This window comes from Burkholderia pulmonis (assembly GCF_984667975.1).
Map to the genome: position 1 here is coordinate 801,012 of NZ_OZ480188.1, position 24,672 is coordinate 825,683.

At 64.6% G+C, this 24,672-nt stretch carries 20 protein-coding genes; 8 read left to right on the forward strand and 12 right to left on the reverse strand.

From position 1 onward, the window contains the following. Window positions 1-60: 60 nt before the first annotated feature. Both AC5LXK_RS35120 and AC5LXK_RS35125 read right to left on the reverse strand, forming a co-directional pair. Window positions 61-1,923, reverse strand: coding sequence for a tannase/feruloyl esterase family alpha/beta hydrolase (locus AC5LXK_RS35120; RefSeq protein WP_493394231.1), 1,863 nt, complete (start codon window positions 1,921-1,923; stop codon window positions 61-63). 91 nt (window positions 1,924-2,014) lie between these two features. Then, window positions 2,015-3,151, reverse strand: a complete 1,137-nt coding sequence (locus AC5LXK_RS35125; protein ID WP_493394232.1) for a porin — start codon at window positions 3,149-3,151, stop codon at window positions 2,015-2,017. A 427-nt stretch (window positions 3,152-3,578) separates the two neighbouring features. Here AC5LXK_RS35125 and AC5LXK_RS35130 point away from each other — a divergent pair, with 427 nt between their 5' ends. Then, window positions 3,579-4,517 carry a LysR family transcriptional regulator gene (locus AC5LXK_RS35130; RefSeq protein ID WP_493394233.1) on the forward strand — a complete coding sequence of 313 codons (939 nt, stop codon included), beginning with the start codon at window positions 3,579-3,581 and terminating at the stop codon, window positions 4,515-4,517. 31 nt (window positions 4,518-4,548) lie between these two features. Here AC5LXK_RS35130 and AC5LXK_RS35135 read toward each other — a convergent pair whose 3' ends face one another. The 8 genes from AC5LXK_RS35135 to AC5LXK_RS35170 all read right to left on the reverse strand — a co-directional run bounded on the left by AC5LXK_RS35135 (window position 4,549) and on the right by AC5LXK_RS35170 (window position 12,169). After that, a complete protein-coding gene (locus AC5LXK_RS35135) occupies window positions 4,549-4,947 on the reverse strand; it encodes a RidA family protein (RefSeq protein WP_493394234.1) in 399 nt (132 codons plus the stop codon). Window positions 4,948-5,025: 78 nt separating this feature from the next. Next, a complete protein-coding gene (benD, locus tag AC5LXK_RS35140) occupies window positions 5,026-5,802 on the reverse strand; it encodes a benzoate diol dehydrogenase BenD (protein WP_493394235.1) in 777 nt (258 codons plus the stop codon). Further along, window positions 5,799-6,821, reverse strand: coding sequence for a benzoate 1,2-dioxygenase electron transfer component BenC (gene benC / locus AC5LXK_RS35145; protein WP_493394236.1), 1,023 nt, complete (start codon window positions 6,819-6,821; stop codon window positions 5,799-5,801). The genes benD and benC overlap by 4 nt, the downstream gene beginning before the upstream one ends. A 40-nt stretch (window positions 6,822-6,861) precedes the next feature. Further along, the gene (benB, locus tag AC5LXK_RS35150) at window positions 6,862-7,350 is read right to left on the reverse strand and encodes a benzoate 1,2-dioxygenase small subunit (RefSeq protein ID WP_493394237.1); all 489 of its coding nucleotides are present in this window, start codon (window positions 7,348-7,350) and stop codon (window positions 6,862-6,864) included. Then, window positions 7,347-8,705 (reverse strand): Rieske 2Fe-2S domain-containing protein, encoded by a 1,359-nt coding sequence (locus tag AC5LXK_RS35155; protein ID WP_493394238.1) that lies wholly within the window; start codon window positions 8,703-8,705, stop codon window positions 7,347-7,349. Before AC5LXK_RS35155 ends, benB begins: the two co-directional genes overlap by 4 nt. Before the next feature lie 113 nt (window positions 8,706-8,818). Next, window positions 8,819-9,763: a catechol 1,2-dioxygenase gene (catA, locus tag AC5LXK_RS35160; RefSeq protein WP_493394239.1), complete on the reverse strand. Its 945-nt coding sequence runs from the start codon at window positions 9,761-9,763 to the stop codon at window positions 8,819-8,821. 51 nt (window positions 9,764-9,814) lie between these two features. After that, the gene (locus AC5LXK_RS35165) at window positions 9,815-10,951 is read right to left on the reverse strand and encodes a muconate/chloromuconate family cycloisomerase (RefSeq protein WP_493394240.1); all 1,137 of its coding nucleotides are present in this window, start codon (window positions 10,949-10,951) and stop codon (window positions 9,815-9,817) included. A gap of 477 nt (window positions 10,952-11,428) precedes the next feature. Further along, on the reverse strand, window positions 11,429-12,169 hold the full coding sequence (locus AC5LXK_RS35170; RefSeq protein WP_493394241.1) for an AraC family transcriptional regulator: 741 nt from the start codon (window positions 12,167-12,169) through the stop codon (window positions 11,429-11,431). A 273-nt stretch (window positions 12,170-12,442) separates the two neighbouring features. Here AC5LXK_RS35170 and AC5LXK_RS35175 point away from each other — a divergent pair, with 273 nt between their 5' ends. Further along, window positions 12,443-13,141, forward strand: a complete 699-nt coding sequence (locus AC5LXK_RS35175) for an O-methyltransferase (RefSeq protein ID WP_493394242.1) — start codon at window positions 12,443-12,445, stop codon at window positions 13,139-13,141. A 218-nt stretch (window positions 13,142-13,359) separates the two neighbouring features. On the opposite strand, the gene AC5LXK_RS35180 is transcribed toward AC5LXK_RS35175, so the two are convergent. Beyond that, entirely contained in the window at window positions 13,360-14,157 is a 798-nt protein-coding gene (locus AC5LXK_RS35180) for a nucleotidyltransferase domain-containing protein (protein WP_493394243.1), read from the reverse strand. On the opposite strand from AC5LXK_RS35180, the gene AC5LXK_RS35185 reads away from it, so the two are divergent. Together AC5LXK_RS35185 and AC5LXK_RS35190 are read left to right on the forward strand one after the other, a co-directional pair. After that, entirely contained in the window at window positions 14,156-14,887 is a 732-nt protein-coding gene (locus AC5LXK_RS35185; RefSeq protein WP_493394244.1) for a hypothetical protein, read from the forward strand. The two genes, AC5LXK_RS35180 and AC5LXK_RS35185, sit on opposite strands and share 2 nt — an antisense overlap. Before the next feature lie 213 nt (window positions 14,888-15,100). Then, window positions 15,101-16,993 (forward strand): SAM-dependent methyltransferase, encoded by a 1,893-nt coding sequence (locus AC5LXK_RS35190; protein ID WP_493394245.1) that lies wholly within the window; start codon window positions 15,101-15,103, stop codon window positions 16,991-16,993. Window positions 16,994-17,462: 469 nt separating this feature from the next. Here the strand turns inward: AC5LXK_RS35190 and AC5LXK_RS35195 are convergent, their stop codons facing one another. Next, window positions 17,463-18,434, reverse strand: coding sequence for a LysR substrate-binding domain-containing protein (locus tag AC5LXK_RS35195; RefSeq protein WP_493394246.1), 972 nt, complete (start codon window positions 18,432-18,434; stop codon window positions 17,463-17,465). Between the two features lie 188 nt (window positions 18,435-18,622). Between AC5LXK_RS35195 and AC5LXK_RS35200 the strand changes: the two genes are divergently transcribed. The 4 genes from AC5LXK_RS35200 to AC5LXK_RS35215 all read left to right on the forward strand — a co-directional run bounded on the left by AC5LXK_RS35200 (window position 18,623) and on the right by AC5LXK_RS35215 (window position 24,659). Next, entirely contained in the window at window positions 18,623-19,960 is a 1,338-nt protein-coding gene (locus AC5LXK_RS35200; protein ID WP_493394247.1) for an MFS transporter, read from the forward strand. A gap of 34 nt (window positions 19,961-19,994) precedes the next feature. After that, window positions 19,995-21,560: a sulfatase-like hydrolase/transferase gene (locus tag AC5LXK_RS35205; RefSeq protein ID WP_493394248.1), complete on the forward strand. Its 1,566-nt coding sequence runs from the start codon at window positions 19,995-19,997 to the stop codon at window positions 21,558-21,560. A gap of 484 nt (window positions 21,561-22,044) precedes the next feature. Then, the gene (locus AC5LXK_RS35210) at window positions 22,045-23,517 is read left to right on the forward strand and encodes a benzaldehyde dehydrogenase (RefSeq protein ID WP_493394249.1); all 1,473 of its coding nucleotides are present in this window, start codon (window positions 22,045-22,047) and stop codon (window positions 23,515-23,517) included. Between the two features lie 14 nt (window positions 23,518-23,531). After that, the gene (locus AC5LXK_RS35215) at window positions 23,532-24,659 is read left to right on the forward strand and encodes an NAD(P)-dependent alcohol dehydrogenase (RefSeq protein WP_493394250.1); all 1,128 of its coding nucleotides are present in this window, start codon (window positions 23,532-23,534) and stop codon (window positions 24,657-24,659) included. The last annotated feature ends 13 nt before the right edge of the window (window positions 24,660-24,672 follow it).

Below are 24,672 nucleotides of genomic sequence, written 5' to 3' on the forward strand. Positions count from 1 at the left end.
GCGTGCCGCGAAACCGGATGCACACGGCCTGCCCCACCGTGCGCCTCCGGTCGCCCGCCGTTACCTGCACGAATAGTTCGCCGCGTCCCGGATCGATCCCGAACCGTTGTACGTCGCCTTCGCCGGATACATGCAGACGGGCTGGCTCGCGCTGCCGTCCGCCGACGTCAGCTCGATGCGGGTCGGCGCATTCCCGTTCTCGACCCAGTTGACCAGCTGCGCATACAGGTCCTGGCGGTCGGCATGCGGCAACGGCACCGTACCGGCCGCTTGCGCAGGGCCCGCCGTCCCGTTCACGCCGCCATAGCCGCTGCAGTGGCCCATCCCCGGCACCAGGAACAACCGGTCGAACTGCTGTACGGCCGGAATGCCGCCCATCCGGCTCGCCACGCGCTCGTAGTAGTTGATGCTGCCCGACGGCGTGATCAACGGGTCGGCCAGGCCGTGATAGTGCAGCACCTTCGCACCGGACTTCACCAGCCCGGACAGGTCCGGGTTGTCGGTATTGATGTTGCCGAACGACGGCTGCAGTGCGATACCCTGGTCGTACGCATTCGCGAGGCCCGCGTAGCCCAGGCTCATCCACTTGTTCGCGCCGTTTCCGGTCGCGTTCGTGAAATCGGTACCCGCGACGGCCGGATTCTGCAGTTCCAGCGCGACCAGGTCGGTCGAGATGCTGAACGGCGACGCGCCGGCCAGCGCACCGGTCGCGGTGCCGCGCATCAGCCCGAACCACAGCTGGTTGCTCGCGAGCGACGTGCCCGTGCCGATGTCTGTGGCCGGAGCCGGCACCGAGCCGTCGCGCGTCATCCCGTACCAGGTCTTGTTCATCGCCGTCGCCTGCGCGGCCGTCACGCACGCGGCCGTCGCGTTCGTGCCGGTCACCGCGCCGATCTTCACGCCCGCGCACAGCACGTTCGCATCCTGCGTTGGATCGTAGCGGCACTGCGCCGGGTCCGTCAGGTAGCCGAGATGCTGGCCGCCAACCGAATCGCATGCGCTGACGGCCGCGCCCGACAGCAGCGACTGCTGCGCGTCGGTCAGCGTGACGCCGCCGAGATCGCTTTGCGCGACGACCTGCGGATAAAGCTCGCCCGTAATGAACTTCGACCAGTTGAAAGCCGGCGCGCCGTTCAGATAGCCGTCGTAATCGGACGGGTTGTTCTGCACCTCGTTGTAGCCCTGCCGGCCGCCCGTCGAACAGCCGTCCCAGTACGCATACTTCTGCGGCGCCGCGTAGTACGCGGCGACCAGCGCCTTCGTCTTCAGCGCCAGCTCGTGCAGGCTGCGCTGCGCGAAATCGCCCCACAGCGTCGTGTTGATCGTGCCGTCGGGATTCATCGCGAACGACCCGTTCGGGACGGCATGCCCGGTATCCGTCGTGCCGACCGCCGCGCCCTCGGTGGCCGCGATCGTCGCGGCGCCCGGCACGCCGCCTGCGCTCGCGATCTGCGTCGGGTCGTCGTACGCGCCGCCCTGCCAGCCGCCGCCGCCGAGGTTGTGGATCCGGTGATTCCAGTTCGCCGGCGCAGGCAGCCAGATTTCCATGCCGATGCCGGCCGACGTCGACGGAGCGCCCGCCGGCCCCGCGTTGCCCGGGCCAACGTTCAGCTTGACGAGACACAGGTCGCTGCCCGCGACGGGTGTCGCCGGCGTGGCGGCCGATGCCGTCAGGACGAGCGGATCGCCGGCCTTGAACGCCTTCACCGCGATCACGGTGGTGTTCGCGTCCGGCGCGAACCGCGTTTTCATCGTGTCATTGCATTCCAGCGCGGTGGACGCCGTGCTGCCTGCCGCTGCATCCACGTCGTGGTCGTTACAGCCGGATAACGCCAGGATGCCCGTCGCGGATGCCACCGTCGCCGCCACCACCCCCAGACGCCATGCACGGCGCTCGCCGTTGCCGCCGATAGTCGATTTCATGCTGCCCCTCCGTCTTCTCTCGCGTTATGTTCGTTCTTGAAGGCGAACCGGCGCACGCCGGTTCGCCCGATACAGGTTCGAAGCGATTCGCTCAGAACATGTGGCGGATGCCTGCCATCACGCCGACCTGGTTCTGCCCCGGCGCGGGCGTCGTGCCGCCACCGCCGGCGCTGACCGTGAAGGCCGCATGCGCGCTGTTGGCGAGGTAGGCGCCTTGCAGATAGACAGCCGTCTGCTTCGACAGGAAGTAGGTGCCGCGCAGCGCGCCGAGCGTCGCACGCGCATCCTGGCCCGACACGTCGACGTGATAGATGCCGCCGTCGATCAGGAACGCGGGCGTCACGTAGTAGTTCGCGGTGAGATAGAACAGGTTCGAGTGGACGTTCGGGCCGCCCGACGAATCGGTGTCGACCCAGCGGCCGATCCAGCCACCGCCGATCTTCACGCCGAACGCGTTGACGTAGCCGTTGAGCTGCGCGCGATCGTCCTTGTCGCCGTTCGACGTCAGCGGCATCGGCTTGACGCCGTCGAAGAAGTTCGCGGCGGCCGTCGCACCGCCGCCGCGCTGCTCCTCATACGACGCGGCCGCGCCGAACGACGTCGAATCGTATTTGAGCATCGCGGACCACAGCCGGCACACGGTCGTTTCGCCGGGCGTCGGGCCTGCGCACGTGCCTTGCCCCGGCGAATTGCCGGTGCCGGCCGAATCGCGGCCGAACGAATACATCGCGCCCGCCGTCAGCCCGCCAAACTTGCCGCGCCACGCAACCGCATTGTCGGCACGGCCGTTCGGGATGTATGCGTCGAGCGACGGCAAGCCGTAGATGTTCGGGCCGAGCAGGTCGGCATCGAGCACCGCGTAATACGTCATCGTGTACTGGCGGCCGAACGACAGCGTGCCGTACGGGCTTTCGATGCCGACCCAGCTTTGCCGGCCGAACAGCCGCCCGCCCTGCCCCATCGTGCCGCTGCCGACGTTGAACCCGCTCTCGAGCGCGAACACGGCCTTGTAGCCGCCGCCGAGATCCTCCGATCCGCGCAGCCCCCAGCGCGACGGCAACTCGCCGGTGATCGAGGGCATGCGCACGATGCCCTTGCCGTCGGCATTGGCGTGCGACACGTATTCGACGCCGGTGTCGATGACGCCGTACAGCGTCACGCTGCTTTGCGCCGAAGCGGCCGTCGCGAATCCGAGCAAGGCTCCGCCTGCGAGATGCTGAAATCTCATTCCGTCTCCAAACATTGATATGGGGTATGTCTTGTTGATTCGATGTACTGATCAGTCATCCGGAATTTCCGGATCGAACGACCGGGCAGATCGATACGTCACGCGAATCGAACGCCGGTCAAAAGGGAAGGTGATCGGGGGCGTCTCCTTGTTGCATGGTTCCGTTCGGGCTTGCAACCTGTTTGCGGCGATAGTAGCGACCGCAAAATGACGAGTCCAACACCGAATGGGTATCAGTTCATATCTGCGAGGTATGCACCGGCTCGCCGCCCTCCTTTGGTGCGCGACATTTTCGATGCATCACAAATCGCTCTGCAAGCCGAACTAATTTTTACGAAAAACCGGTCACGCTCGCGTCTCAGCTGCCATAGAATGGCGATACCCTTTCACGCCTTACACCCTTTCTCCCCATTCGACGCCAACGAACATGGAGCTACGCCATCTGCGCTATTTCGTTGCGGTCGCCGAGGAGCGCAGCTTCACGCGCGCCGCGCAAAGGCTGCATATCGCCCAGCCGCCGTTGAGCCGGCAGATCCAGCAGCTCGAACAGCTGCTCGGCGCGCTGCTGTTCGAGCGCGAATCGCGCCCGCTGAAACTCACCGAGACCGGCCGCTTCTTTCATCAGCATGCCGTGCAGTTGCTCGCGCAAACGGCCGAGCTCGAATCGATGACGCGCCGCGTCGGCAAGATCGAGCGCAGCCTGTCGGTGGGTTTCGTCGGCTCGACGCTGTACGGGATGCTGCCGAAGGTGATTCGCCGTTATCGTCAGCTGCATGCGGAGGTCGAGCTGAGCCTGCACGAGATGTCGACGATGGACCAGATCAAGGCGCTCAAGGAAGGCCGCATCGACGTGGGCTTCGGGCGCATCCGGCTCAACGACCCGAGCGTGCGCCGCGTCGTGCTGCGCGAGGAGCCGCTGATCGCGGCACTGCCGCTCGGCCACCGGCTGTGCGCCGCGCATGCCGCGCTGTCGCTGCACGACCTGCTCGACGAAACGCTGATCGTGTTTCCGAACGCGCCGCGACCGAGCTACGCGGACCAGGTGCTCGCCGCGTTCCACGATCGTGCGCTCAAGCCGGCGCGCGTGCTGGAGACGCGCGAGCTGCAGATCGCGCTCGGGCTCGTCGCGGCGGGCGAAGGCGTGTCGATCGTGCCGACGAGCGTGTACGGGCTCAAGCGCGACGACGTGTCCTATCACGAACTGGACGATGCGAGGCTCGTGTCGCCGATCATCATGAGCATGCGCATGCTCGACGAATCCGACGACATCGAACGCATGCTGCGGCTCATCTACGACCTGTACGACGAACACGGGATGACATACCTGCCGCCCGCGGACCGCGACGATCCGGCCTCGCGCGCCTGAGCGGGCGCCAGGCCGCGAGGCAGCGCCGCGCTCAGTCCGCCAGCACGGCCACCGCCTTGACCTCGACGATATAGCCGGGCGAACCGCCCAGCATGTGCGCGCCGACGGCCGTCCAGGCCGGCCTCGGATGCGCGCTGAAATAGCGGTCGCGCACCTGCATGAACAGCGGCAGGTCGCGCATGTCGGTATGGAACGTCGTCAGGTCGACCACGTCATCGAACGATGCGCCGGCCGCCTCCAGCACACGCTTCAGGTTCTCGAACGCCTGCACGATCTGCGCTTCGCGCCCCTCGACGAGCTGCATCGCCGCATCGCGGCCGATCTGGCCGGATACGTACAGCGTATCGCCGATCTTCAGGCCCGGCGCATAGCCGATTTTCTCGTACACTGCTTCCATTCCCGCCGGAACGATGGCTTTGCGTTCACGCATGGATGTCTCCGTGGCCGGCCGATTCGCGCCGGCCGTCTGGTTGTCGATGAAGGGGGTCGATGAGCAACGGCATGCCGTTCAGCCCGTATCGCCGCCCGCGACCGGCAGCACCGTGCCGGTGATGTAGCTCGCTTCGTCGGACGCGAGGAACAGGATCGGCGCGATCTGCTCGTCGAGGCTGCCGTAGCGCTTGAAGTACGTCGATGCCGTCACCTGCCGCACCGCCTCGCCCATCCACGCCTGTTCCTGTTCGGTGTCGCCGGCCGCATTGCGCGGCACGCGGCGCGGCGGCGCGCTGGTGCCGCCCGGCGCGGTGGCCACGACGCGGATGTTGTGTTCCGCATACTCCATCGCGAGCGCCGAGGTCAGCGCGTTGACGCCGCCTTTCGCCGCCGAATACGGCACGCGGCGGATACCGCGCGTCGCATTCGACGAGACGTTGACGATCGTGCCGCCGCCGCGCGCGATCAGGTGCGGCAGCACCGCGTGGCACGTATAGAGCGTCGGCATCAGCGAGCGGCGGATTTCCGCGTCGATCTGGGCCGGCTCGAACTCGGCGAACGGACGCATGCGGATCGCGCCGCCGACGCCGTTGATCAGGATGTCGATGCCGCCGAACCTCTGCACCGCGCAGGCAATCGCCGCGTGCGCGCCTTCGTACGTTTCGAGATCGGCGACGAAGCCCGCCGTCTCCGCCTGAGGCGCTTCGGCCGCCACGTCGGCGACAAAATCCGCGCGATCGACGAACAGCACCCTGCCGCCCTCGGCCGCCGCGCGCAGCGCGACGCCGCGACCGATGCCCTGTGCCGCGCCCGTGACGACGACGACCTTGCCGGAGAATCGTTGCATGGTCATGCCGCCTTTGCCGTGACGTTGGGGGTGAACTTCTCGTAGTGGAAGCTGTTCGGCTTCACGCCTTCGTCGTCGAAGTACTTGCGCACCGCGTCGACCATCGGCGGCGGCCCGCACAGATACACGTCGACGTCGCCGTCGTTCAGCGCATCGGCCGGAATGTGCTGCGTGACCCAGCCCTTGCGCGGATGATTCGATCCGGTATCCGCAATGACCGTCGCGAAGCTGAAATTCGGCAGCTTCGCCGCGTAGGCCTCGATCGCATCGACCAGCACGAGATCGAGGTCGCGCGTCACGCCGTAGATCAGGTGCACCTTCTGCTGCGACCCGCTGCGCGCCAGCGCCTCCAGCATCGACAGGAACGGCGCGAGGCCCGTGCCGCCGGCGAGGAACAGCAGCGGCCGCTGCACGTCGCGCAGGTAGAAGCTGCCGAGCGGGCCGTGCAGCTCCAGCGTGTCGCCCGGCTGCGCCGATTCGAGCCACGTGCTCATCACGCCGCCGGGAATCTTCTTGATCAGGAAGCTGACCTTCGCGTCGGCCGGCGCCGACGAGAACGAATAGGAGCGGTGCTGGCCGCTCGCCGGCACGTCGATGTTCACGTACTGGCCCGGCAGGAACACGGGCGCGGCCGCGCCGACGTCGAGTTCGAGCACGACGGCCGCATCGTTGTGCTGCTCGACCTTCGTGACCGTCGCGGCGAAGCCGCTCTGCCCCGTCTTGCACGCGACCGACGACGTCGGCACCGCGATCACGCAATCGCTTTGCGGCACCATCTGGCACGTCAGCACGAGGCCGCCGTCCTTTTCGTCCTCGGTGAGCGCGTCGTCGATGTAGTCGTCGCCGAGGTCGTAGCGGCCGCTTTCGGCGCGGCACTTGCAGGTGCCGCACACGCCGTCGGAGCAATCCATCGGCAGGTTGATCTTCGCGCGGAAGGCCGCGTCGAGAACCTTCTCGCCGGCCTTGCAATCGATGAAGCGGGTTACCCCGTCCTCGAAATTCAGTGCAATCTTGTAGCTGGACATGGCGTCACCTCCACTTCCTTTCATGACAAAGCAACGGGCGTCAGACGTGATAGACGTCGAGCACCTGCCGGATGTAGTCGTTCTTCAGCACGATCTTCTTGTGCGAAATCAGCAGCGCATCGCCCGCCCGGCGCAACGTGACGAACATCGTGCCGAAGAAGTGATCGGTCACGCGGTAGCGGTGGTTCAGCGTGTGAAAGTTGTAGCGCACGTCGACTTCGTCGTCGCGCTCGGCCAGCACCTCGACGTTCGTCACGTTGTGGCTGGTGCGCGGCTCGGGCGTCGACGCGCCGCTGCGCTCGGTCTTGATCCGGAACACGCGATCTTCGAGGCCGCCGCGGTCCGGGTAGTACATCAGCGAGATCTGGCGCTGGTGATCGTCGGTCGGCCGGTCGTCGTCGTCCCACGCAGGCATCCAGTACGTGACGTCCTCCGTGTAGCAGGTCAGCCATTCGTCCCACTCGCGATCGTCGAGCAGGCGCGCTTCGCGATACAGCGCCGCGCAAAGGGTCCGGTAATCGAAGCTCATGCCGCCACCTCCCCGCGTTCCTTCTTCAGCGCATCGCGCATCACGTGCACCCAGTGCTCGTGCTGGCACACGAACAGTCCTTCGTCCTCGCTGCGCTCGCCGGAAATGCGCGGGTTCAGCCCCATCTTCGTCGCGTTCTCGTCCGGCCCGTCGACCCACAGCGGCGCGCCGCGCGACAGGTCGTTCCACATCGCCGTGATGCCCGCATAGCCGGCCTGGCACGCGCGGAACTCCTCGAGGTCGTCGGCGGTGCCCATGCCCGTCACGTTGAAGAAATCCTCGTACTGGCGGATGCGGACCGTGCGGTCGGCTTCGCTCTCGCCCTTCGGCGCGAAGCAGAAGATCGTGACTTCGGTCTTGTCGACGCCGAGCGGCCGCACCACGCGGATCTGCGTGCTGAACTGGTCCATCAGGAACACGTTCGGGTACACGCACAGGTTGCGCGTCTGGTTCACGATGAAATCGGCCTGCACGTCGCCGACGCGCGCGCGGATCTCGTCGCGGTGCTGATACACGGGCCGCACTTCGGGGTTCATCGTCTGCGTCCACAGCAGGATGTGGCCGTTGTCGAAGCCGTACACGCCCGCGACCGACTTGCTCCAGCTGTTCGCGTCGACGGCCTTGGTGCCTTCTTCCTTGCGGCGGCCCATCGTCGCCGCGTAGTTCCAGTGCACGGTGCTGACGTGGTAGCCGTCGCAGCCGTTCTCCATCTGCATCTTCCAGTTGCCTTCGTAGATGTAGGACGAGTTGCCGCGCAACACCTCGAGCCCGTCCGGCGCCTGGTCGACGATCTGGTCGATGATCACGCGCGCTTCGCCGAGGTAGTCCTCGAGCGGCTGCACGTCGGCGCTGAGGCTGCCGAACAGGAAGCCGCGATAGTTCGCGAAGCGCGCGACCTTCTTCAGGTCGTGCGAGCCGTGCGTGTTGAACTGCACGGGGTACTCGGTCGTCTTCTCGTCCTTCACCTTCAGCAGCTTGCCGGTGTTCGAGAAGGTCCAGCCGTGGAACGGGCACGTGAAGCTGCCCTTGTTGCCGTGCTTGCGACGGCACAGCATCGCGCCCTTGTGGGCGCACGCATTGATGACCGCGTGCAGTTCGCCCGTCTTGTCGCGCGTGATCACGATCGGCTGGCGGCCGATCCATGTCGTGTAGTAGTCGTTGTTGGCCGGAATCTGGCTTTCGTGCGCCAGGTACACCCAGTTGCCCTCGAAGATGTGCTTCATCTCGAGCTCGTACAGTTCCTCGTTCGTGAAGATGTCGCGGCGGCAGCGGAAGACGCCGGCTTCCCTGTCGTCCTGCACCGCGGTGGCGAGCAGGTGATCCAGTTCGTTGGGGTGGTCGATCGTGGCGGACATGATGGCTCCTTCCATGCGCGTGCCGCGTCCTGCAAGCACGCTCGCATCGGTATCGGTTGAATCTCGCGGGAACCCTTCCGGCGGCGGCGCCTGCGCGCCGCGCCGGCGGGCGGTTATGCGTTCGCGGCGGCGCGCAGGCGGTGGACGACCTGGTTGTCCTTGCCCTGCACCCGCGGCGTCAGCACGAAGTTGAACTCGATGTCCTGGTAAGCATCGGCCTTCATGCCGAGCGCCGTGCCGCCGGTCTTGTCGACCACGGGCGGAATCAGCTCCTCGCGCGTCGCATACGCGAAGTCATCCCAGATCAGCGGATCGCCGTCGATGTTGAACTGCGTCGTCAGCTTGCGGTGATCGTCGCTGGCGACGAAGAAGTGCACGTGCGCGGGACGGTTGCCGTGGCGGCCGAGGCCGTCCAGCAGCAGCTGCGTCGCGCCTTGCGGCGGGCAGCCGTAGCCGACCGGCATCAGCGTGTGGAATGCGTACTTGCCGTCGGCGCCCGTCTTCACCGCGCCGCGCAGGTTGAAGTCGGTCTGCGCGCCGGTCGGGTCGAAGTGCGAGTAGAAGCCCTTCGAATTCGCGTGCCAGCATTCGACCACCGCGCCCGCAACCGGCTTGCCGTCGAGGCCCGTGACCGTGCCGTGGATCACGAGCGGGCCCGCGCCTTCGTCCGCGTCGAGGTCGATCTTCGACACGCCGTCGCGCACCGGTGCGCCGGCCACATACAGCGGCCCTTCGATCGTGCGCGGCGTGCCGCCGTCGAGGCCGACGGCCTTGTCCTCGGCGTCCATCCGGATGTCGAGAAACTTCTCGAGGCCGAGGCCGGCCGCGAGCAGCGCCGCTTCGCCATCCTGACCGAGCTTGTTCAGGTAGTTGACGCCGGCCCACACTTCGTCGGGCGTGATGTCGAGATCGTCGATCGCCTTGAACAGGTCGCCGAGCAGGCGCAGCACGACCTGCTGCGTGCGCGCGTTGCCGCCCTTCGTGCCGCTCTCGCCTGCGTTCGACGCGGCCTTCAGCAGATCCTGCACTTCCCGGGTTTCGAAAACTTTGACGCTCATGATGGTGTCTCCACGTGTATTGGGGGGAATGACGGCCTTGCCTGACTCGGGCTACCGCGTGGCTCTCGTGAGCCCATCGCGGGTGAATCGCCTGACTTTGTCTTCGTCGAGTTCAATGCCGAGACCGGGGCCGTCCGGCACGGTCAGTGCGAAGTCGCTGTAATCCAGCGGCTGCGTCAGGATTTCTTCGGTGATCAGCAGCGGCCCGAACAGTTCGGTGCCCCACTGCAGGTTCGCGAAACTCGCGAACAGGTGCGCGGACGCCACCGTGCTGAACGCGCCTTCGAGCATCGTGCCGCCGTACAGCTCGATGCCGGCGGCATCGGCGATCGCGGCCACGCGCTGCGCGGCGAAGAGGCCGCCGCTCTGCTCGATCTTGATCGCGAACACGTCCGCGCCGTGATGCTTCGCGATGTCGAATGCGCTGTCGGGGCCCTGCAGGATTTCGTCGGCCATCAGCGCGACCGGGAAGCGGCGCATCAGGCGCGCCAGCGCCGCGGCCGACGCAACCGGCTGTTCGACCAGTTCGCAGCCCGCATCGGCCAGCGCGGGAATCGCACGTGCGGCCTGCGTTTCGCTCCACGCCATGTTCACGTCGACGCGTACCGACGCGCGATCGCCGACGGCCTGCTTGATCTCGGCCACGTGCCGGATATCCGCCTCCGGCGATTTCGCGCCGATCTTCAGCTTGAATACGTTGTGGCGGCGCAGCTCGAGCATCCGCTCGGCTTCGGCGATGTCGGTGGACGTGTCGCCCGACGCGAGCGTCCATGCCACGGGCAGGCGATCGCGCCGGCGGCCGCCGAGCAGCTCGCTGACCGGCACGCCGAGCCGCTTGCCATGCGCGTCGAGCAGCGCGGTTTCGAGCGCGCTCTTCGCGAAGTGGTTGACCTTCGCGAGCTTGCCGAGGAAGGCCATCAGCGTCTGGATGCGTGTTGCGTCGCGGCCGACGATCGCCGGGGCAAGGTACGCGTCGATCGCGAGTTTCATCGCTTCGGGGCTTTCCGGGCCGTAGGCCATGCCGGCAATCGTCGTGCCTTCGCCGAGACCCGCCACGCCGTCGCTGCAGAACACCTTCACGAGCATCAGCGTCTGGCCGTGCATCGTCGCCACCGACAGCTTGTGCGGGCGGATCGTCGGCAGATCGACGAGGCGGGTTTCGATGCGTTCGATGGTGACGGTGGACATGGGGCACGCTGCGTGGGGGCTGTTCATGGAACGGATTTATACGCGGCGGAGAAATGGAGCGTCCAATACTTTTGGGCTGAACTTTTGATACCTGGTCGGTATTGAAATCGCGCTCAGCACGCGGAATACTGCGGTGCACCATACCTGTTTTGGCTAGGTATGCGGGCTGAGAGGCTTGATGGAGCGCGGTTGGGCGGATTCGAGGTGTCGCTTGGGCGGGGGCGCGCGGCGGCGGCTTGTGGCAGCGGGAAAACCGGCCGAAACCGGCGGCCCGCCGAGTCGATCAGGGTTTTCCTGAGGGGGAAAATGGTGGGGCTGGCCGTCCGGCTTTCGGCTTTCGGCTTCGGCTTCGGTTTCTGCGAACAACCGGAAGGAATCGGGGAGGCGGATGTCGACGTTCGGTGTCGATGCCTGTCGTTCGTCAGCAACTGACGGGCGATATCGGCCAATAGCGGACACTCTGCAGGCGCTTCCCCATTACGTCCGCTCCGACATGTATCGCGCGGGTGGAGAGCCCAATTTTTTACGGAACATCGAGACGAAGCTGCTTGCGCTCTCGTAGCCGAGGTCATCGGAGACTTGCTGCACCGATGCGCCGGCACCCAGCCACTGTACGGCCAACATGAGGTGAAGCTGCTGTCGCCATCGACCGAAACTCATGCCCGTTTGACTGCTGAGTGCACGCGCCATCGTGCGTTCACTCATGCCGACTCGTCGCGCCCACGTCGCCATCGTACTCCGGTCGGCGGGATTGGCCGTGATCATATCGACCATTCCACGCAGTCGCCTGTCCGTCGGCATCGGCAGATGAAGGTTGCCGAGCGGCGCGATGGCGATTTCATCCAGAAGCAGCGTGACAAGATGGGTTTCAATGCCGCCGCTCTCATACATCGTTGGCAGGCTGGCAGAGCGGATAAGCAGTTCACGCAATAGCGGTGTTGCGGTAAGGGCGCAACACGTCGACGGCAGGTCCGATGCGACACTCGGGTCGATGAAGGCGACATAGCACTCGAGCGTGCCGGCGGCGACGAACTTATGCACGACGCCACCCGGCACCCAGATCGCGCTGTGTGGCGGCACGATCCACAAACCGCCATCCACTTCACACGTTAGCACTCCTTGCATCGCAAGCAACAGTTCGCCCTTGCGATGGTGATGAAAGCCCATTTCCTTCCGTTCGGGATATAAGGCGACTGCCTTTTCATCGAGCGCTTTCATGTCGAAACCGGTCGCACCCACTGTCACCACTGGACGAGGCACATCGTCGGGGTCCAACCATTCGGCCGGATCTGACAACTGGCTAAGGACTGGCATGGAATTGAGCCGTATTTTTGATTGGCAAGAATTCCACATATTTTGGCCATATTTCCTGATGCCGCCAAGGGCAAGGCTCTTTAGCATCGCCCTTGGACAGTGACGGACTGCTTGAACGGGAATAGCCCCGTCATCGTCCGTCAAAAATCTCCGAACCTTTTCCACCCATGCCAAGCCATGAACTCACTCAACACCGAACGCGTCGCTCAGACCTTGCAGCACATGTTTGTACAAGCCAAACAAGCCGATCGTGAGCTGGCCGCACAGTTCAGCGAGGCCGACCAGCCGGAGCAAATGTTGGCCGACGCCATCGCAAAACATTTCACCGAAGAACGTCGGGACGTGCGTGGCTTCTACCACGGCTATGTCGACAACTTCCTGAACGTAACACCGGAATATGGGCACTTTCTTTACCAGTGCGCACGCGCGAGCAAGGCAACGCGGATTGTCGAGTTTGGGACATCGATGGGCGTATCCACCGTGTATCTGGCAGCAGCATTGCGTGACAACGGCGGTGGTCATTTGATCGGGAGTGAACTGGAGCCCAGCAAAGCGGAACGCGCGCGTGCCCACCTCGCAGCGGCAGGCCTCGTCGAGATGGTCGACATCCGCGTGGGTGATGCTCGTCAAACGCTCGCCGATGTGCATGGCGAGGTCGATCTGTTGTTGCTGGACGGGGCGTTTAGCCTCTATCTGCCGGTGTTGAAGTTGATCGAACCACATTTGAAAAACGGTGCGCTGATTCTGGCGGAGAACGCGCTCGATCACGAGAACCCTTACCTCGAATACGTCCGCGATCCCGCGAACGGCTATCTGTCGCAACCCATCCCGATCAACCCAGGTCGGGGCAACGAATTCACCGTCGTCACACGATGAGTCGGCACGTATTCGACTTCAGCGCGCGACATCACGATTACCGGCACGGGCCGAATGACAGGTCCGTCGCGCGCTGAACGTCCGTTTTGAAGAAATGCAAAGGGCTGCTCAGCGTCGGTCACTGCACCTCGCGGACGTCGGCAAGCGGCCAGGAAGGGACAGTCGACGCACATGGCCAGATCGTCGACAATCCTCACGGCTAGACGCTAGGTAGCGCTTTACAGCGCTCGCGCCCATTCATTCCCCGGGTGGAGTACATCGAGGCAATCTTTCAGCCAGGCGCGTTCGATAACCGGCAGTTTGTGCAACGCTCTCTGGAAATCTTGCTGGTCTTTTGGGCGCCGATCCCTAGCCTTGAAAAGAAGTACGGCGGAAGGGTTCAGATAAGGGATGTCGTCAGCGGTTCTCATCACCATTTCGGCGCGAGGTCGCTTGAACGATGGATCTCTCTTGTAGGCCCAGAATTCGTTGGTTCCCGGCTCGATCATCATATCGATTCGCCAACATTCCAAAGCGCGGTCAAAACCCCAGAATTGCATAACCTCTGCTGGCGGATGCTGGTCTGCCGGCAGACTTGCGACCACGCCAGCGTGGGCAGTGTAGAACTCCAAATCACTGAACGCCCGACGAAAGCTGCTGAAATTCTCTCGCAATATTGTGAATTCCAGATCGCCATGTTCGCGAGTCTGCGCGCCGTGCCAAAGATCGAGGGCCCATCCACCTGCGATGCACCAAGGCAAACCTATACCGCTCAACCGTTGAGCCAGTTCAGCCGGTTGCCACGCATTCCATGCTTCCTGGTCCGGTATGTCCGCTTGAGTGTTCATCGTTTCGGAGCGCCCTTTTGCTTCGGAGCTTCGGATTTTCTCACAAGGCAATCGGCGCGCATGGTTCACAAATGCAGGCGGCTTATGCCTGTCGCATGAGACCGTGAGCGGCCAATATGCGACGTTCGACAGCCAGTCGTAGATTGGCGACAATTGGCAGACGCTCGTACCGAACAGACGCATAAACATGACCCGCCCGCCCCGTTCGCCTGACCTGATCGTAAACTTTGCCCTGACAGCGCTCAGAACAGATGGCTCGCCGAAGTACGTGATTTCTGGTTACAGACCAATCTACAAGGTAAAGCCCGATTTCTGGTCGTCTGCCCACCACGAATTCATAGATGCTTCCCGCGTTGAGACAGGACAGCAGGCTCACGCGGAGGTGTGGCTTCTCTCACCACAAGCTTACCCCCACACCTTTTGGATTGGTCGACGCATCGAAGTAGCGGAGGGTGCAAGGCTTATCGGAACAACTGATGTTCTACAAGTCCTCAATCCCTTGCTTGAATCGAGCAGCCCTTCCACCATGGATCGTGAGATAGAGATCCCTGGTGGAATTACGAATGAAGAGCGTTGGCGCAAGAATTGTCGAATGATTCACGCTAGCGCGTCAGATTTTCTCGAAGGTCGTCTGGGTGTCATTGAAACAGCGAGGGCCATGCTGCCATTAGCAAGATGGACCAAGGTCGAAGAAGAACCAGTATTTCAATTATTCAATGCGATCGCGTCGGAGACCGACGACCTGCCTGTTGGCGAAGTTAGAGCCTACTGGGCGCCTGAAGCTTTAGCGCGAGAGGATGTCCGTATCCGGGCGGCTGAAGCGCAGTGGAACGATAGAGTGCGATCCGTAGCCGAGCAACTGGTCGAGCGATACCATTGGACCATCGTCCCGGCGGACTCTTCTCGGTGTGAAGAATGAAAGACGCGGTGTAGTGCAATAGAGCCACATCAGGCGGGTTCCGGCCACTTACGGTCGTTCAATAACCCGGAAATATAGCGACAATATCTGCATAAAAGTCCGAGAGAGACGACTGTTCATGGCATGCCCCTTCGGTGCGCACCGACGCGTCGATTTCACTTGCACCTGACGCTACGTCAGCTTCTATGGTTGACACCGACGACTGAGAAAGCAATGCGACTAAAAATCGGCGAACTGGCGAAGAAGGCGGGGGTGAGCGTCCGGGCTTTGCATCACTACGACGCAATCGGGCTACTGTCGCCCTCGCAGCGCACCGACGGTGGCGCGCGCCTGTATGGGCGGGACGATCTCACGCGGCTGCATCGTATCGAGGCGCTGAAACGGTTCGGGTATTCGCTTCCGGACATCAAAGCCAGCCTCGATGGTCAACTGGCCGGCGTACCGCTAGAGCTTTTGCAGCGCCAGATCAAGGAGCTCAACGCGCAGGCATTGCGTGCGCAGCGCCTCAGTCGTCACTTGCAACACATCGTGGACATGATCGCCGCCGGCAGCGAGACCACGGCGGTCGACTGGCTGAACGCTCTGGAGCTGATGAACATGTACCAAAAGCACCTAGATGACGACGAACTCGACGCGCTGATGGCATCCGGGCCGAATACGGTGCCGCCAATGGATCCATCATGGACCGGGCTCATCGACGAGGTCCGCGTTGCCGTGCAGCAGGCCCTACCGACGGAAAGCGATGCTGCCCAGGCATTAGCCTGGCGCTGGATCCGGCTGGTGATCCGAATGACCCGCAATGACCCGGCGCTTGCGACCAAGTTGATGATGATGCAACTGGGCGAGCCGCGCGCCCGGGATATCGTCGGAATTACGGTGGAGATGCTGGAATGGATCGACGAAGCGTTCACGCACGCGCGCTGTTCGCTGTTCGCGAGGTACCTCGATCCGGGGCAGATCGACGAGGTGCGGACTCGGCAGTTCGCGACGACGAAAAGTCGGGCCTGGCCGGCGCTGGTGGTCGAATTGCGGGCACAAATGGAGGCAGGCGTCAGCGCCAACGCCGCACCGGTGCAGGCGATCGTCACGCGCTGGCAGCAGCTGTTTCGCGACAGCTTCTGCGGGGATGACGCAGTCCTGGAAGCGCGCGTGCGCGATGTTTTGATGCGTGAACCGGATCTGCAACTCGGAGTCGGCCTCGATGATGCTCTGTTGGCCTATCTGCACAAGGCGCATATCGTTGGCCAAGACATGACACCGCTCAACGCCGGACCGAAGCCGAGCGCGTTGATGGTGGCGTCGCAGCGGGCCGCGCATCAGCTGCTTGAGCGGCCGTTGGTGCTTGACGATCCCGTTGCACTGACCATCCTCGGCACCTCCGAAGCGCAGGCTTTGCGTGACAACATCGACAAGTTCCGCCATCCGACGGCGGTGGGACTGCGCAGTTCGGTGGTTGTACGCAGCCGGCTTGCCGACGACGCATGGGCCGACGCAATCGAACGCGGGATTCGCCAGTATGTGGTCCTCGGCGCGGGACTCGATACCAGCGCGTACCGGCATCCCGATGCACCGGGTCGTATCTTCGAGGTCGACCTGCCGACGACGCAGGTGTGGAAGCGATCGCGCCTGCGGGAAGTTGGCATTGCAGTGCCACCGTCGCTGCATTTCGTGCCAGTCGACTTCGAGCACGTCGGTCTTGCAGAGGGTCTCGCGCGGGCCGGTTTCGATGCGGGAGCGCCGGCCATGTTCAGTTGGCTCGGCGTGGCGATGTATCTCGACGAGTCCGCCGTCAATGAGACCTTGCGCTTTATTGCCCGCTGTGCCAAAGGAAGCGCGGTCCTGTTCGAATATGCGATGCCGCTGTCCAGTTTGCCGCCAATCATGCGTATCGCGATGGAGCAGTTGACGGCGCAGTTCGCCGAACGCGGCGAGCCGTGGAAGAGCTTCTTTGAACCGGCCGCCCTGGTCGAGATGTTGATTGCGTTGGGCTTCAGCCATAGCAACACCTGGACTCCGGACGAGTTGAACCAGCGCTATCTCGCGAACCGCACCGACGGACTGCATATCGGCGTGGCACCCACGCGTCTGGTTCTGGCAACCGTTTGAAAGTGCTCCCAGGTCGCACAACTCATTCCTCGATCCAGATAAGCCCGCCTTTTGCCTCGACCACGTGCCGGTCTCCAACGTCTGCTTCGGGGAACATTGAAGGACCGCTGTGGGTCGAGTTCTGCCGGACGCGGACCGATCAAGGGCGGCCTACTCCGCAAGGTTGACGTCGGACCGGGATCGGCCAGGAACCGTCGTTCATTCGCACCGTCGGTCAGACACTCAGGCGTCGGTTTCTCTCCGGACCAGGTCATTCAATGCGCAATCGCGAAGTGCTGCTCGCTGGCCTTCGCGAACATTGAGGGAACTGAGTCAATGAGGCAACTACAGGGCGTTTTCCAGGCATTCGCACTACCGCGGCGGCAAAAGGCAGGGATCACCGCCAGAGGATCCGTATTTTCAACCCGTAGCTGCAAGCCGGGTCAGCAAACTGTCCGGTTGCCCGCGGGTGACATAACGCGCGATTGCCTCAACTCCGCGCAGCCTTTGCCGCTTCACTCAAGCAGGCGCGAAACAGCGCGGTGGCCGGCGTGTCGTCGGCATCGGCACGCCATGTGGTGCTGACCGGGCCGAGCGCGGCACCGAGGCGCAATGGCAGGATCTTCAGCGCACCGGCCTCCTCGTGATGCCGCGCCAGCGAGCGCGGCAGCAGACCCAGCACCGGATACGTCTGCAGCATGCCCACGTTGGCGTCGATCACCACCGACTCGATGGTGTTGAGCGGCGTTCCCACGCCATGCATCTCCAGCACCGACAGCAGGTGCCGATGCATCGGCGCGCCGGCGCTCGGCAGGATCCACGCCAGCCCGGCCAGGTCGGCCCACTTGATGCGTTTGCGGCCCGCCAGCGGGTGCGTGCGCGCCACCACGATAACCGTCGGGTCGTCGAACAGCGGCTCGCTGGTGAATTCCGGCGCGGCGAGTCCACGCGCCAGGCGACCCACGATCATGTCGATCTGACCCGCACGCAGCGCCGGCACGAGTTGATCGAGCGTGCCTTCGTGCAAGCACACCGTAGCGGTCGGTGAGCGCTGCTTGAACAGCGCCACGGCCGTCGGCAGCAGGATCGGCGCAGCCACCGACAGCACACCCACCTCAACGCGACCGCCGATGCCGCTGGTCATCGCGTGCAGTTCCTCGCTGGCACGCTGCGCGTGCAGCAACAGTTCGCGCGCGTGGCGGATCAGACACTCGCCGTAGGCCGTGGGCCGGATGCGGCGGCCATCACGCTCGAACAGCGGCACGCCGATACCCTTTTCCATTTCGTTGAGCATCTTCGAGACGGCCGGCTGCGTCACGTGCAGCGCGTCGGCGACCTTGCCGACCGTCTGGCGATCGGCCAGTGCCACGAGCAACTGCAGGTGCCGCAGCTTCAACTGGCGGGAAAAATAGCTCTCGATCGCGCTGCGTTCGAGCGACGCGCCGGACGATGCGGAGTCCATCGATTCATAACCTTTATTTCATGATTTGAAGGCAATATCTCATTGGACGGTAACGATGTAAATCCACACAATCATCATCGCTTGCCCCTGGACAGCCCTGAGCGCCCAGACGGCAACGACAACAACTCAGACACGAGACATAGCAGGCGCCCACCCAGGAGTCCGGCCGCCGACAGGAGGATTCCACCATGCCAGCCAGCCACGCCCTGCCCCGCGCCAACCGCCGAGCGATCGTCGCCGCCACCATCGGCAACGCATTCGAGTGGTACGACTTCATCGTCTTCGGCTTCCTGTCGGTGATCATCGCGCGGCAGTTCTTTCCATCGTCGAACCCGACGGTATCGATGCTGCTGTCCACCGCGACGTTCGGCAGTGCGTTCCTGATGCGACCGATCGGCGGCATCCTGCTGGGCATCTACGCCGACCGTGCCGGGCGCAAGGCCGCGCTGTCGCTGGTGATCCTGCTGATGACACTGTCCTCGGCGATGATGGCGCTCACACCTGGTTACGCGACGCTCGGCATCGCCGCGCCCATCATCGTGGTGCTGGCGCGACTGCTGCAGGGCCTGTCGGCCGGCGGCGAGTTCGGCAGTGCCACAGCGATGCTGATCGAATACGCGCCACCTCATCGGCGCGGCTTCTACGGAAGCTGGCAGAACTTCGGCCAGTTCGTCGCCGCGGTGACAGCCGCGCTGATGGGTGCCCTGGTCACGCGCGGGCTGAGCGCCAGCGCACTCGATGCGTGGGGTTGGCGCGTGCCGTTCCTGTTCGGCATGCTAATCGGTCCGGTCGGTTTCTATATCCGCACCCGGCTGCACGAGCCGCCGGCCTGTCAGGACGCCAACGACGACGTGCGCGCCGCCGTGCCTGGCAAGCCTAGCTCGACGCTCGCCACGGTCTGGCGCGAACATCAGGCGGCGCTATGGATCGCGTTCGGGCTGGTCATCGCCAGTTCGGTCGCCCAATATGTGCTCAACGTGTACCTGCCGATGTATGCGGTGAGCCAGCTGAAGCTGCCGGTGTCCGTACCGTTCATCGTGCTGATGGTCACCGGCACGCTGCGCATGATCCTGATTCCGCTGTTCGGGCTGCTGTCTGATCGCATCGGGCGCAAACCAGTGATGGGCGCCTCGATGGCACTGTACGTGCTGACCATCTACCCGCTGTTCCTTTGGCTCGTCGCCGCGCCGAGCCTGCCGAGATTGCTCGCGGCCGAGGTAGTGTTCGCAGTGCTGATGGCTGCAGCGCTGGGCCCTGCGTCGACTGCGCTGGCCGAACTGTTCCCCGCGCAGGTGCGCGCCACGGGCCTGTCAATTTCCTACAACGTGGCCACCACGCTGTTCGGCGGCTTCTCGCCGTTTCTCGTCACCTGGCTGATCAGCTCAACCGGCGACAAAATGATGCCGGCCTACTTCGTGACGGTGGCGATGCTTATCGGTCTCATCGCATTGTGGCCGATGCCCGACCTGACGCGTCGCGCGACCGGCATACGGTTCGGCGCCAGCAATGGCCCGTCGTCGGGCTGAATGTCGCCGCCTCATTTCAATTCGGATACCTACGATGTCATCGATCCGCAACGTGCTTTTCGTAATGTGTGACCAGCTGCGGGCGGACCACCTGTCGTGCTATGGGCATCCCTACCTGGCCACCCCCAATATCGACGGTCTGGCCCGGCGTGGCGTGAAATTCGAGCGCGCGTTCGTCCAGTCCGGTGTGTGCGGTCCGTCGCGAATGTCGTTCTACACAGGACGCTATGTTGCCAGCCATGGCGCGACGTGGAACCGCGTGCCACTGTCGATCGACGAAATCACACTGGGCGAATACCTTGCCGCGCGCGACATGAAGCTGGCGCTGGTTGGCAAGACGCACATGATGCCGGACAACCACGGCCTGAAGCGCTTGCACCTGGACGGCGGCAATGCGCTTGGCGCGCTGCTGCGCGAGGGCCATTTCACGCTGGTCGACCGCTACGACGGCCACCACGCCGAACCTGCCGGCGGCTACGCTGAATATCTTCGCCAACACGGCTACGCAAGCGACGATCCGTGGACAGACTTTGTGATCTCGGCCGAAGACGAACAGGGCCGCATCGTCAGCGGCTGGCACATGCGCAATGCGCACCTGCCCGCACGCGTGCGCGAAGCCGACTCCGAAACAGCCTATACCACCGACCAGGCGATTCGTTTCATCGAACGCCAGGGCGATACGCCGTGGGCGATGCACCTGTCGTATGTCAAGCCTCACTGGCCGTACATGGCACCAGCGCCGTACCACAACAAGTACACACTCGAACAATGCCTGCCGGTGCGGCGCGCTGTGCGTGAGCGCGAAGCGCCACACCCGGTGACGGGAGCCTACTTCCAGCAGGAGGAATGCGCCAATTTCATGCGCGACGAGGTCATCGCCAAGGTGCGGCCGGCTTACCAGGGCCTGATAAGCCAGCTCGACGATCATCTTGGGCGACTGTGGGAAACGCTCGACAGGCTTGGACGCTGGAAGGACACGCTCATCGTCTTCACCGCCGACCACGGCGACTTCCTCGGCGATCACTGGCTTGGCGAGAAGGAATTGTTCTACGACACCGTGCAGCGCGTGCCGTATATCGTCTACGATCCGTCACCCGAGGCCGACGCCACGCGCGGCCGCAGCGACGCACGCTTCGTCGAGGCCATCGACACCGTGCCGACGCTCCTGGACGCGCTGGGTATACCCATTCCCGATCATCGCATTGAAGGTCGCTCGCTGCTTGCGCTTACGCGCAACGCCGGAACGCAAGCGCCTTGGCGAGATGCGGTCTACTCCGAGCTTGATTACGCCTATCGGCAGGCTCGCCAGATCCTCGGCCGCCGCCCCGACGCATGCCGCGGTTGGATGGTTCGCACCGACGCGTGGAAATACATTCACTGGGACGGCTTCGCGCCGCAACTCTTTGACCTGTGCAACGACCCCGACGAATTCGTCGACCTCGGCACCGACCCGACGTTTGACAACGTGCGACAAGCCATGCGCGAGCGCCTGCTGGCTTGGTCCATCGGACTGCGCAATCGCACCACCGTCATGCATGATGACGTCGAGCGCGGCACACATCAGTACAAGAACGCTGGGGTGTTCTATGGGGTGTGGTAGACGGCCGAGGCGAAGTCCGGTTCGCGCGGCGAAGCAGACAATCCGGCGGAGATAGGCGAGCGGCAACTTCGACCGAGTGGACTCCTTGCCCCAAGACGCCGGCGTGAGTGGCCGGACCACATCGTTAGCTGCCCTTGCACGCCCAACCGCGCGACCGGCGGCAGTGGGTCGGTCACTACCGCTCCGACAAAGCGTGAGCGCAGGATTGCGCGCCGAGCCGTCAGATACGACACACGTCGCACAACACCAGCCATAACCTGCCGTGTCACCAAACAGCGTGCGGCAACAACCCGCACACCCCGCACGCCGACTGTTCAGTTTCCGCACACAACCTCGCAGACACCCCCCACCCCACGCGCCCTCCACGGCTGGGAAGAAACCCGGATAGCCCCGCTTCGCCGCGCCCGCCTAACCTCGCGCGCATGCCGGTCGACGCCCAGGCAAGCACCCCGATCCGGCTGATCCGAATTCCTCAGGAGCGTACATGGATAGCAGCAGCAACACCGCACTCTTCGACACCGACATCTGGCGCGGCAAGACCTTCAACGGACGCTGGCACGCAAGCGCGCACGCGGCCGACGTGATCGAACCCGCGACCGGCACCACGCTCGGCCGCATCGGCGTCGCCGACAGCGCGGCCATCGCCGAAGCCGCCGCGGCCGCACATCACGCACAGCCCGCGTGGTTCGCGCTGCCCTACGACGAGCGCGCGGCGGTGCTGCGTCGCGCGGCAGCCGCCGCCGAAGTGCATTTCGACGCGATCGTCGACTGGCTCGTGCGCGAAAGCGGCTCGACGCGCGCGAAAGCGTCGTTCGAAACGTCGATCACGATCAAGGCGCTGCACGAAGCCGCCGGGTTGCCGTCGCGCGCGGCCGGCGAAGTGCTGCCGTCGGCAGCCGGCCGGCTGTCGCTCGCGCGGCGCCGCCCGCGCGGCGTGGTCGGCGTGATCTCGCCGTTCAACTTCCCGCTGTATCTCGCGATACGCGCGGTCGCGCCGGCGCTCGCGCTCGGCAACGCAGTCGTGCTGAAGCCCGATCCGCGCACCGCCGTGTGCGGCGGCGTCGCGATCGCGCGCATGTTCGAACTTGCCGGCTTGCCGGAAGGCGTGCTGCACGTGCTGCCCGGCGACGGCGCGGCCGGCGCGGCGCTGGTCGCCGATCCGCACATCGCGATGATCCAGTTCACCGGCTCCACCGCGGCCGGGCGCAAGGTCGGCGAAGCGGCGGGCCGCCATCTGAAAAAGGTGTCGCTCGAGCTCGGCGGCAAGAATTCGATGATCGTGCTCGACGACGCCGACCTCGATCGCGCCGTTGCCAACACCGCATGGGGCGCGTATCTGCATCAAGGCCAGATCTGCATGGCGACCGGCCGCGTGCTCGTGCAACGCGCCATTCACGACCGCTTCGTCGCGAAGCTCGTCGAGAAGGCACGAAGCCTGCGCGTCGGCGACCCGGCCACCGGCGATGTCGGCCTCGGCCCGCTGATCGACGCCGCGCAACGCGACCATGCGGCGAGCGTGGTCGACGCGGCCCGACGCGCGGGCGCCCGCGTCGAGACGGGCGGCGACCATCACGGCCTGTTTTTCGAGCCGACCGTGCTGAGCGGCGTCGCGCCGGGCAATCCGGCGTTCGAAGAGGAAATCTTCGGGCCGGTCGCGATCGTCGTGCCGTTCGATACCGACGAAGACGCGATCGCACTCGCGAACCGGACCGAATACGGGCTGTCGATGGCGATCCTGTCCGCCGACGTCGGCCGCGCGCTGAGGATCGGCGAGCGCTTGAACACGGGGCTGCTGCACATCAATGACCAGACGGTCAACGACGAAGTGATCAACCCGTTCGGCGGCGTCGGCGCCTCGGGCAATGGCTCGAGCATCGGCGGGGCGGCAAACTGGGAGGAATTCACCCAGTGGCAGTGGCTGACGATCAAGGGCGAAGCGCCGCTGTACCCGATCTGACGAGGAGACCGACCATGTACACCGAAAACGATACACGCGCCGTCACCGCGGCCGTCGCGCGCGCCGCCGGCGCGCCCTTCTCGATCGAACCGGCGCGGATCCGCGCGCCGCGCGGCGACGAAGTGCTGGTGCGCGTCGTCGCGACCGGCTTGTGCCATACCGACCTGATCGTGCGCGACCAGTACTACCCGGTACCGCTACCGGCCGTGCTCGGTCACGAAGGCGCCGGCGTGGTGGAGGCGGTCGGCCCGAATGTGAAAACGCTCGCCGCCGGCGATCACGTCGTGCTGACCTACGGCGCGTGCGGCCACTGCGCATCGTGCGCCGGCGGTCACGGCGCGTATTGCCGGCAGTTCTTCGCGCTGAACTTCGGCGGCGCCGATGGCGACGGGCAGACGGCCATCCGCGACGCGGCCGGACAACCGCTGCACGATCATTTCTTCGCGCAGTCGTCGTTCGCGAGCTACGCGCTCGCACGCGAGAACAACGCCATCAAGGTGCCGAAGGAAGCGCCGCTCGAACTGCTCGGCCCGCTCGGCTGCGGAATCCAGACCGGCGCGGGCGCCGTCATCCATTCGCTCGCGGTGCGCACCGGCAGCAGCTTCGCGAGCTTCGGCGCGGGCGCGGTCGGCATGAGCGCCGTGATGGCCGCGCGCATCGCCGGCGCCACCACCATCATCGCCGTCGACATCGTGCCGTCGCGGCTCGCGCTCGCGCTGGAGTTGGGCGCAACGCACGCGATCAACAGCCGGGAAGTCGACGTCGTCGGCACGATCCGCGAGATCACCGGCGGCGGCGTCGACTACGCGCTCGAATCGACCGGGCTGCCGGCCGTGCTGTCGCAAGGGATCGACGCGCTCGGCTCGCGCGGCGCGATGGGCGTGGTCGGCGCGCCGAAGCTCGGCACGAAGGCCGAATTCGACGTGAACAGCCTGCTGCTCGGGGGCCATACGATCCGCGGCATCGTCGAAGGCGACAGCGTGCCGCAGACGTTCATTCCGCAACTCGTGCAGTTGCACCTGCAAGGCCGGTTTCCGTTCGACCGGCTGGTGAAGTTCTATCCGCTCGAGCAGATCAACCAGGCCGCCGAGGACAGCAACAAAGGCATCACGCTCAAGCCGATCCTGCGGTTGCCGCACTAGACGCGGGCGCGGG

Excerpts from the sequence above, each read along its gene's own strand:
- AC5LXK_RS35120 (WP_493394231.1), bottom strand. The coding sequence starts at position 1,923 with ATGAAATCGACTATCGGCGGCAACGGCGAGCGCCGTGCATGGCGTCTG.
- AC5LXK_RS35125 (WP_493394232.1), bottom strand. The coding sequence starts at position 3,151 with ATGAGATTTCAGCATCTCGCAGGCGGAGCCTTGCTCGGATTCGCGACG.
- AC5LXK_RS35130 (WP_493394233.1), top strand. The coding sequence starts at position 3,579 with ATGGAGCTACGCCATCTGCGCTATTTCGTTGCGGTCGCCGAGGAGCGC.
- AC5LXK_RS35135 (WP_493394234.1), bottom strand. The coding sequence starts at position 4,947 with ATGCGTGAACGCAAAGCCATCGTTCCGGCGGGAATGGAAGCAGTGTAC.
- benD (WP_493394235.1), bottom strand. The coding sequence starts at position 5,802 with ATGACCATGCAACGATTCTCCGGCAAGGTCGTCGTCGTCACGGGCGCG.
- benC (WP_493394236.1), bottom strand. The coding sequence starts at position 6,821 with ATGTCCAGCTACAAGATTGCACTGAATTTCGAGGACGGGGTAACCCGC.
- benB (WP_493394237.1), bottom strand. The coding sequence starts at position 7,350 with ATGAGCTTCGATTACCGGACCCTTTGCGCGGCGCTGTATCGCGAAGCG.
- AC5LXK_RS35155 (WP_493394238.1), bottom strand. The coding sequence starts at position 8,705 with ATGTCCGCCACGATCGACCACCCCAACGAACTGGATCACCTGCTCGCC.
- catA (WP_493394239.1), bottom strand. The coding sequence starts at position 9,763 with ATGAGCGTCAAAGTTTTCGAAACCCGGGAAGTGCAGGATCTGCTGAAG.
- AC5LXK_RS35165 (WP_493394240.1), bottom strand. The coding sequence starts at position 10,951 with ATGTCCACCGTCACCATCGAACGCATCGAAACCCGCCTCGTCGATCTG.
- AC5LXK_RS35170 (WP_493394241.1), bottom strand. The coding sequence starts at position 12,169 with ATGAAAGCGCTCGATGAAAAGGCAGTCGCCTTATATCCCGAACGGAAG.
- AC5LXK_RS35175 (WP_493394242.1), top strand. The coding sequence starts at position 12,443 with ATGAACTCACTCAACACCGAACGCGTCGCTCAGACCTTGCAGCACATG.
- AC5LXK_RS35185 (WP_493394244.1), top strand. The coding sequence starts at position 14,156 with ATGACCCGCCCGCCCCGTTCGCCTGACCTGATCGTAAACTTTGCCCTG.
- AC5LXK_RS35180 (WP_493394243.1), bottom strand. The coding sequence starts at position 14,157 with ATGTTTATGCGTCTGTTCGGTACGAGCGTCTGCCAATTGTCGCCAATC.
- AC5LXK_RS35190 (WP_493394245.1), top strand. The coding sequence starts at position 15,101 with ATGCGACTAAAAATCGGCGAACTGGCGAAGAAGGCGGGGGTGAGCGTC.
- AC5LXK_RS35195 (WP_493394246.1), bottom strand. The coding sequence starts at position 18,434 with ATGGACTCCGCATCGTCCGGCGCGTCGCTCGAACGCAGCGCGATCGAG.
- AC5LXK_RS35200 (WP_493394247.1), top strand. The coding sequence starts at position 18,623 with ATGCCAGCCAGCCACGCCCTGCCCCGCGCCAACCGCCGAGCGATCGTC.
- AC5LXK_RS35205 (WP_493394248.1), top strand. The coding sequence starts at position 19,995 with ATGTCATCGATCCGCAACGTGCTTTTCGTAATGTGTGACCAGCTGCGG.
- AC5LXK_RS35210 (WP_493394249.1), top strand. The coding sequence starts at position 22,045 with ATGGATAGCAGCAGCAACACCGCACTCTTCGACACCGACATCTGGCGC.
- AC5LXK_RS35215 (WP_493394250.1), top strand. The coding sequence starts at position 23,532 with ATGTACACCGAAAACGATACACGCGCCGTCACCGCGGCCGTCGCGCGC.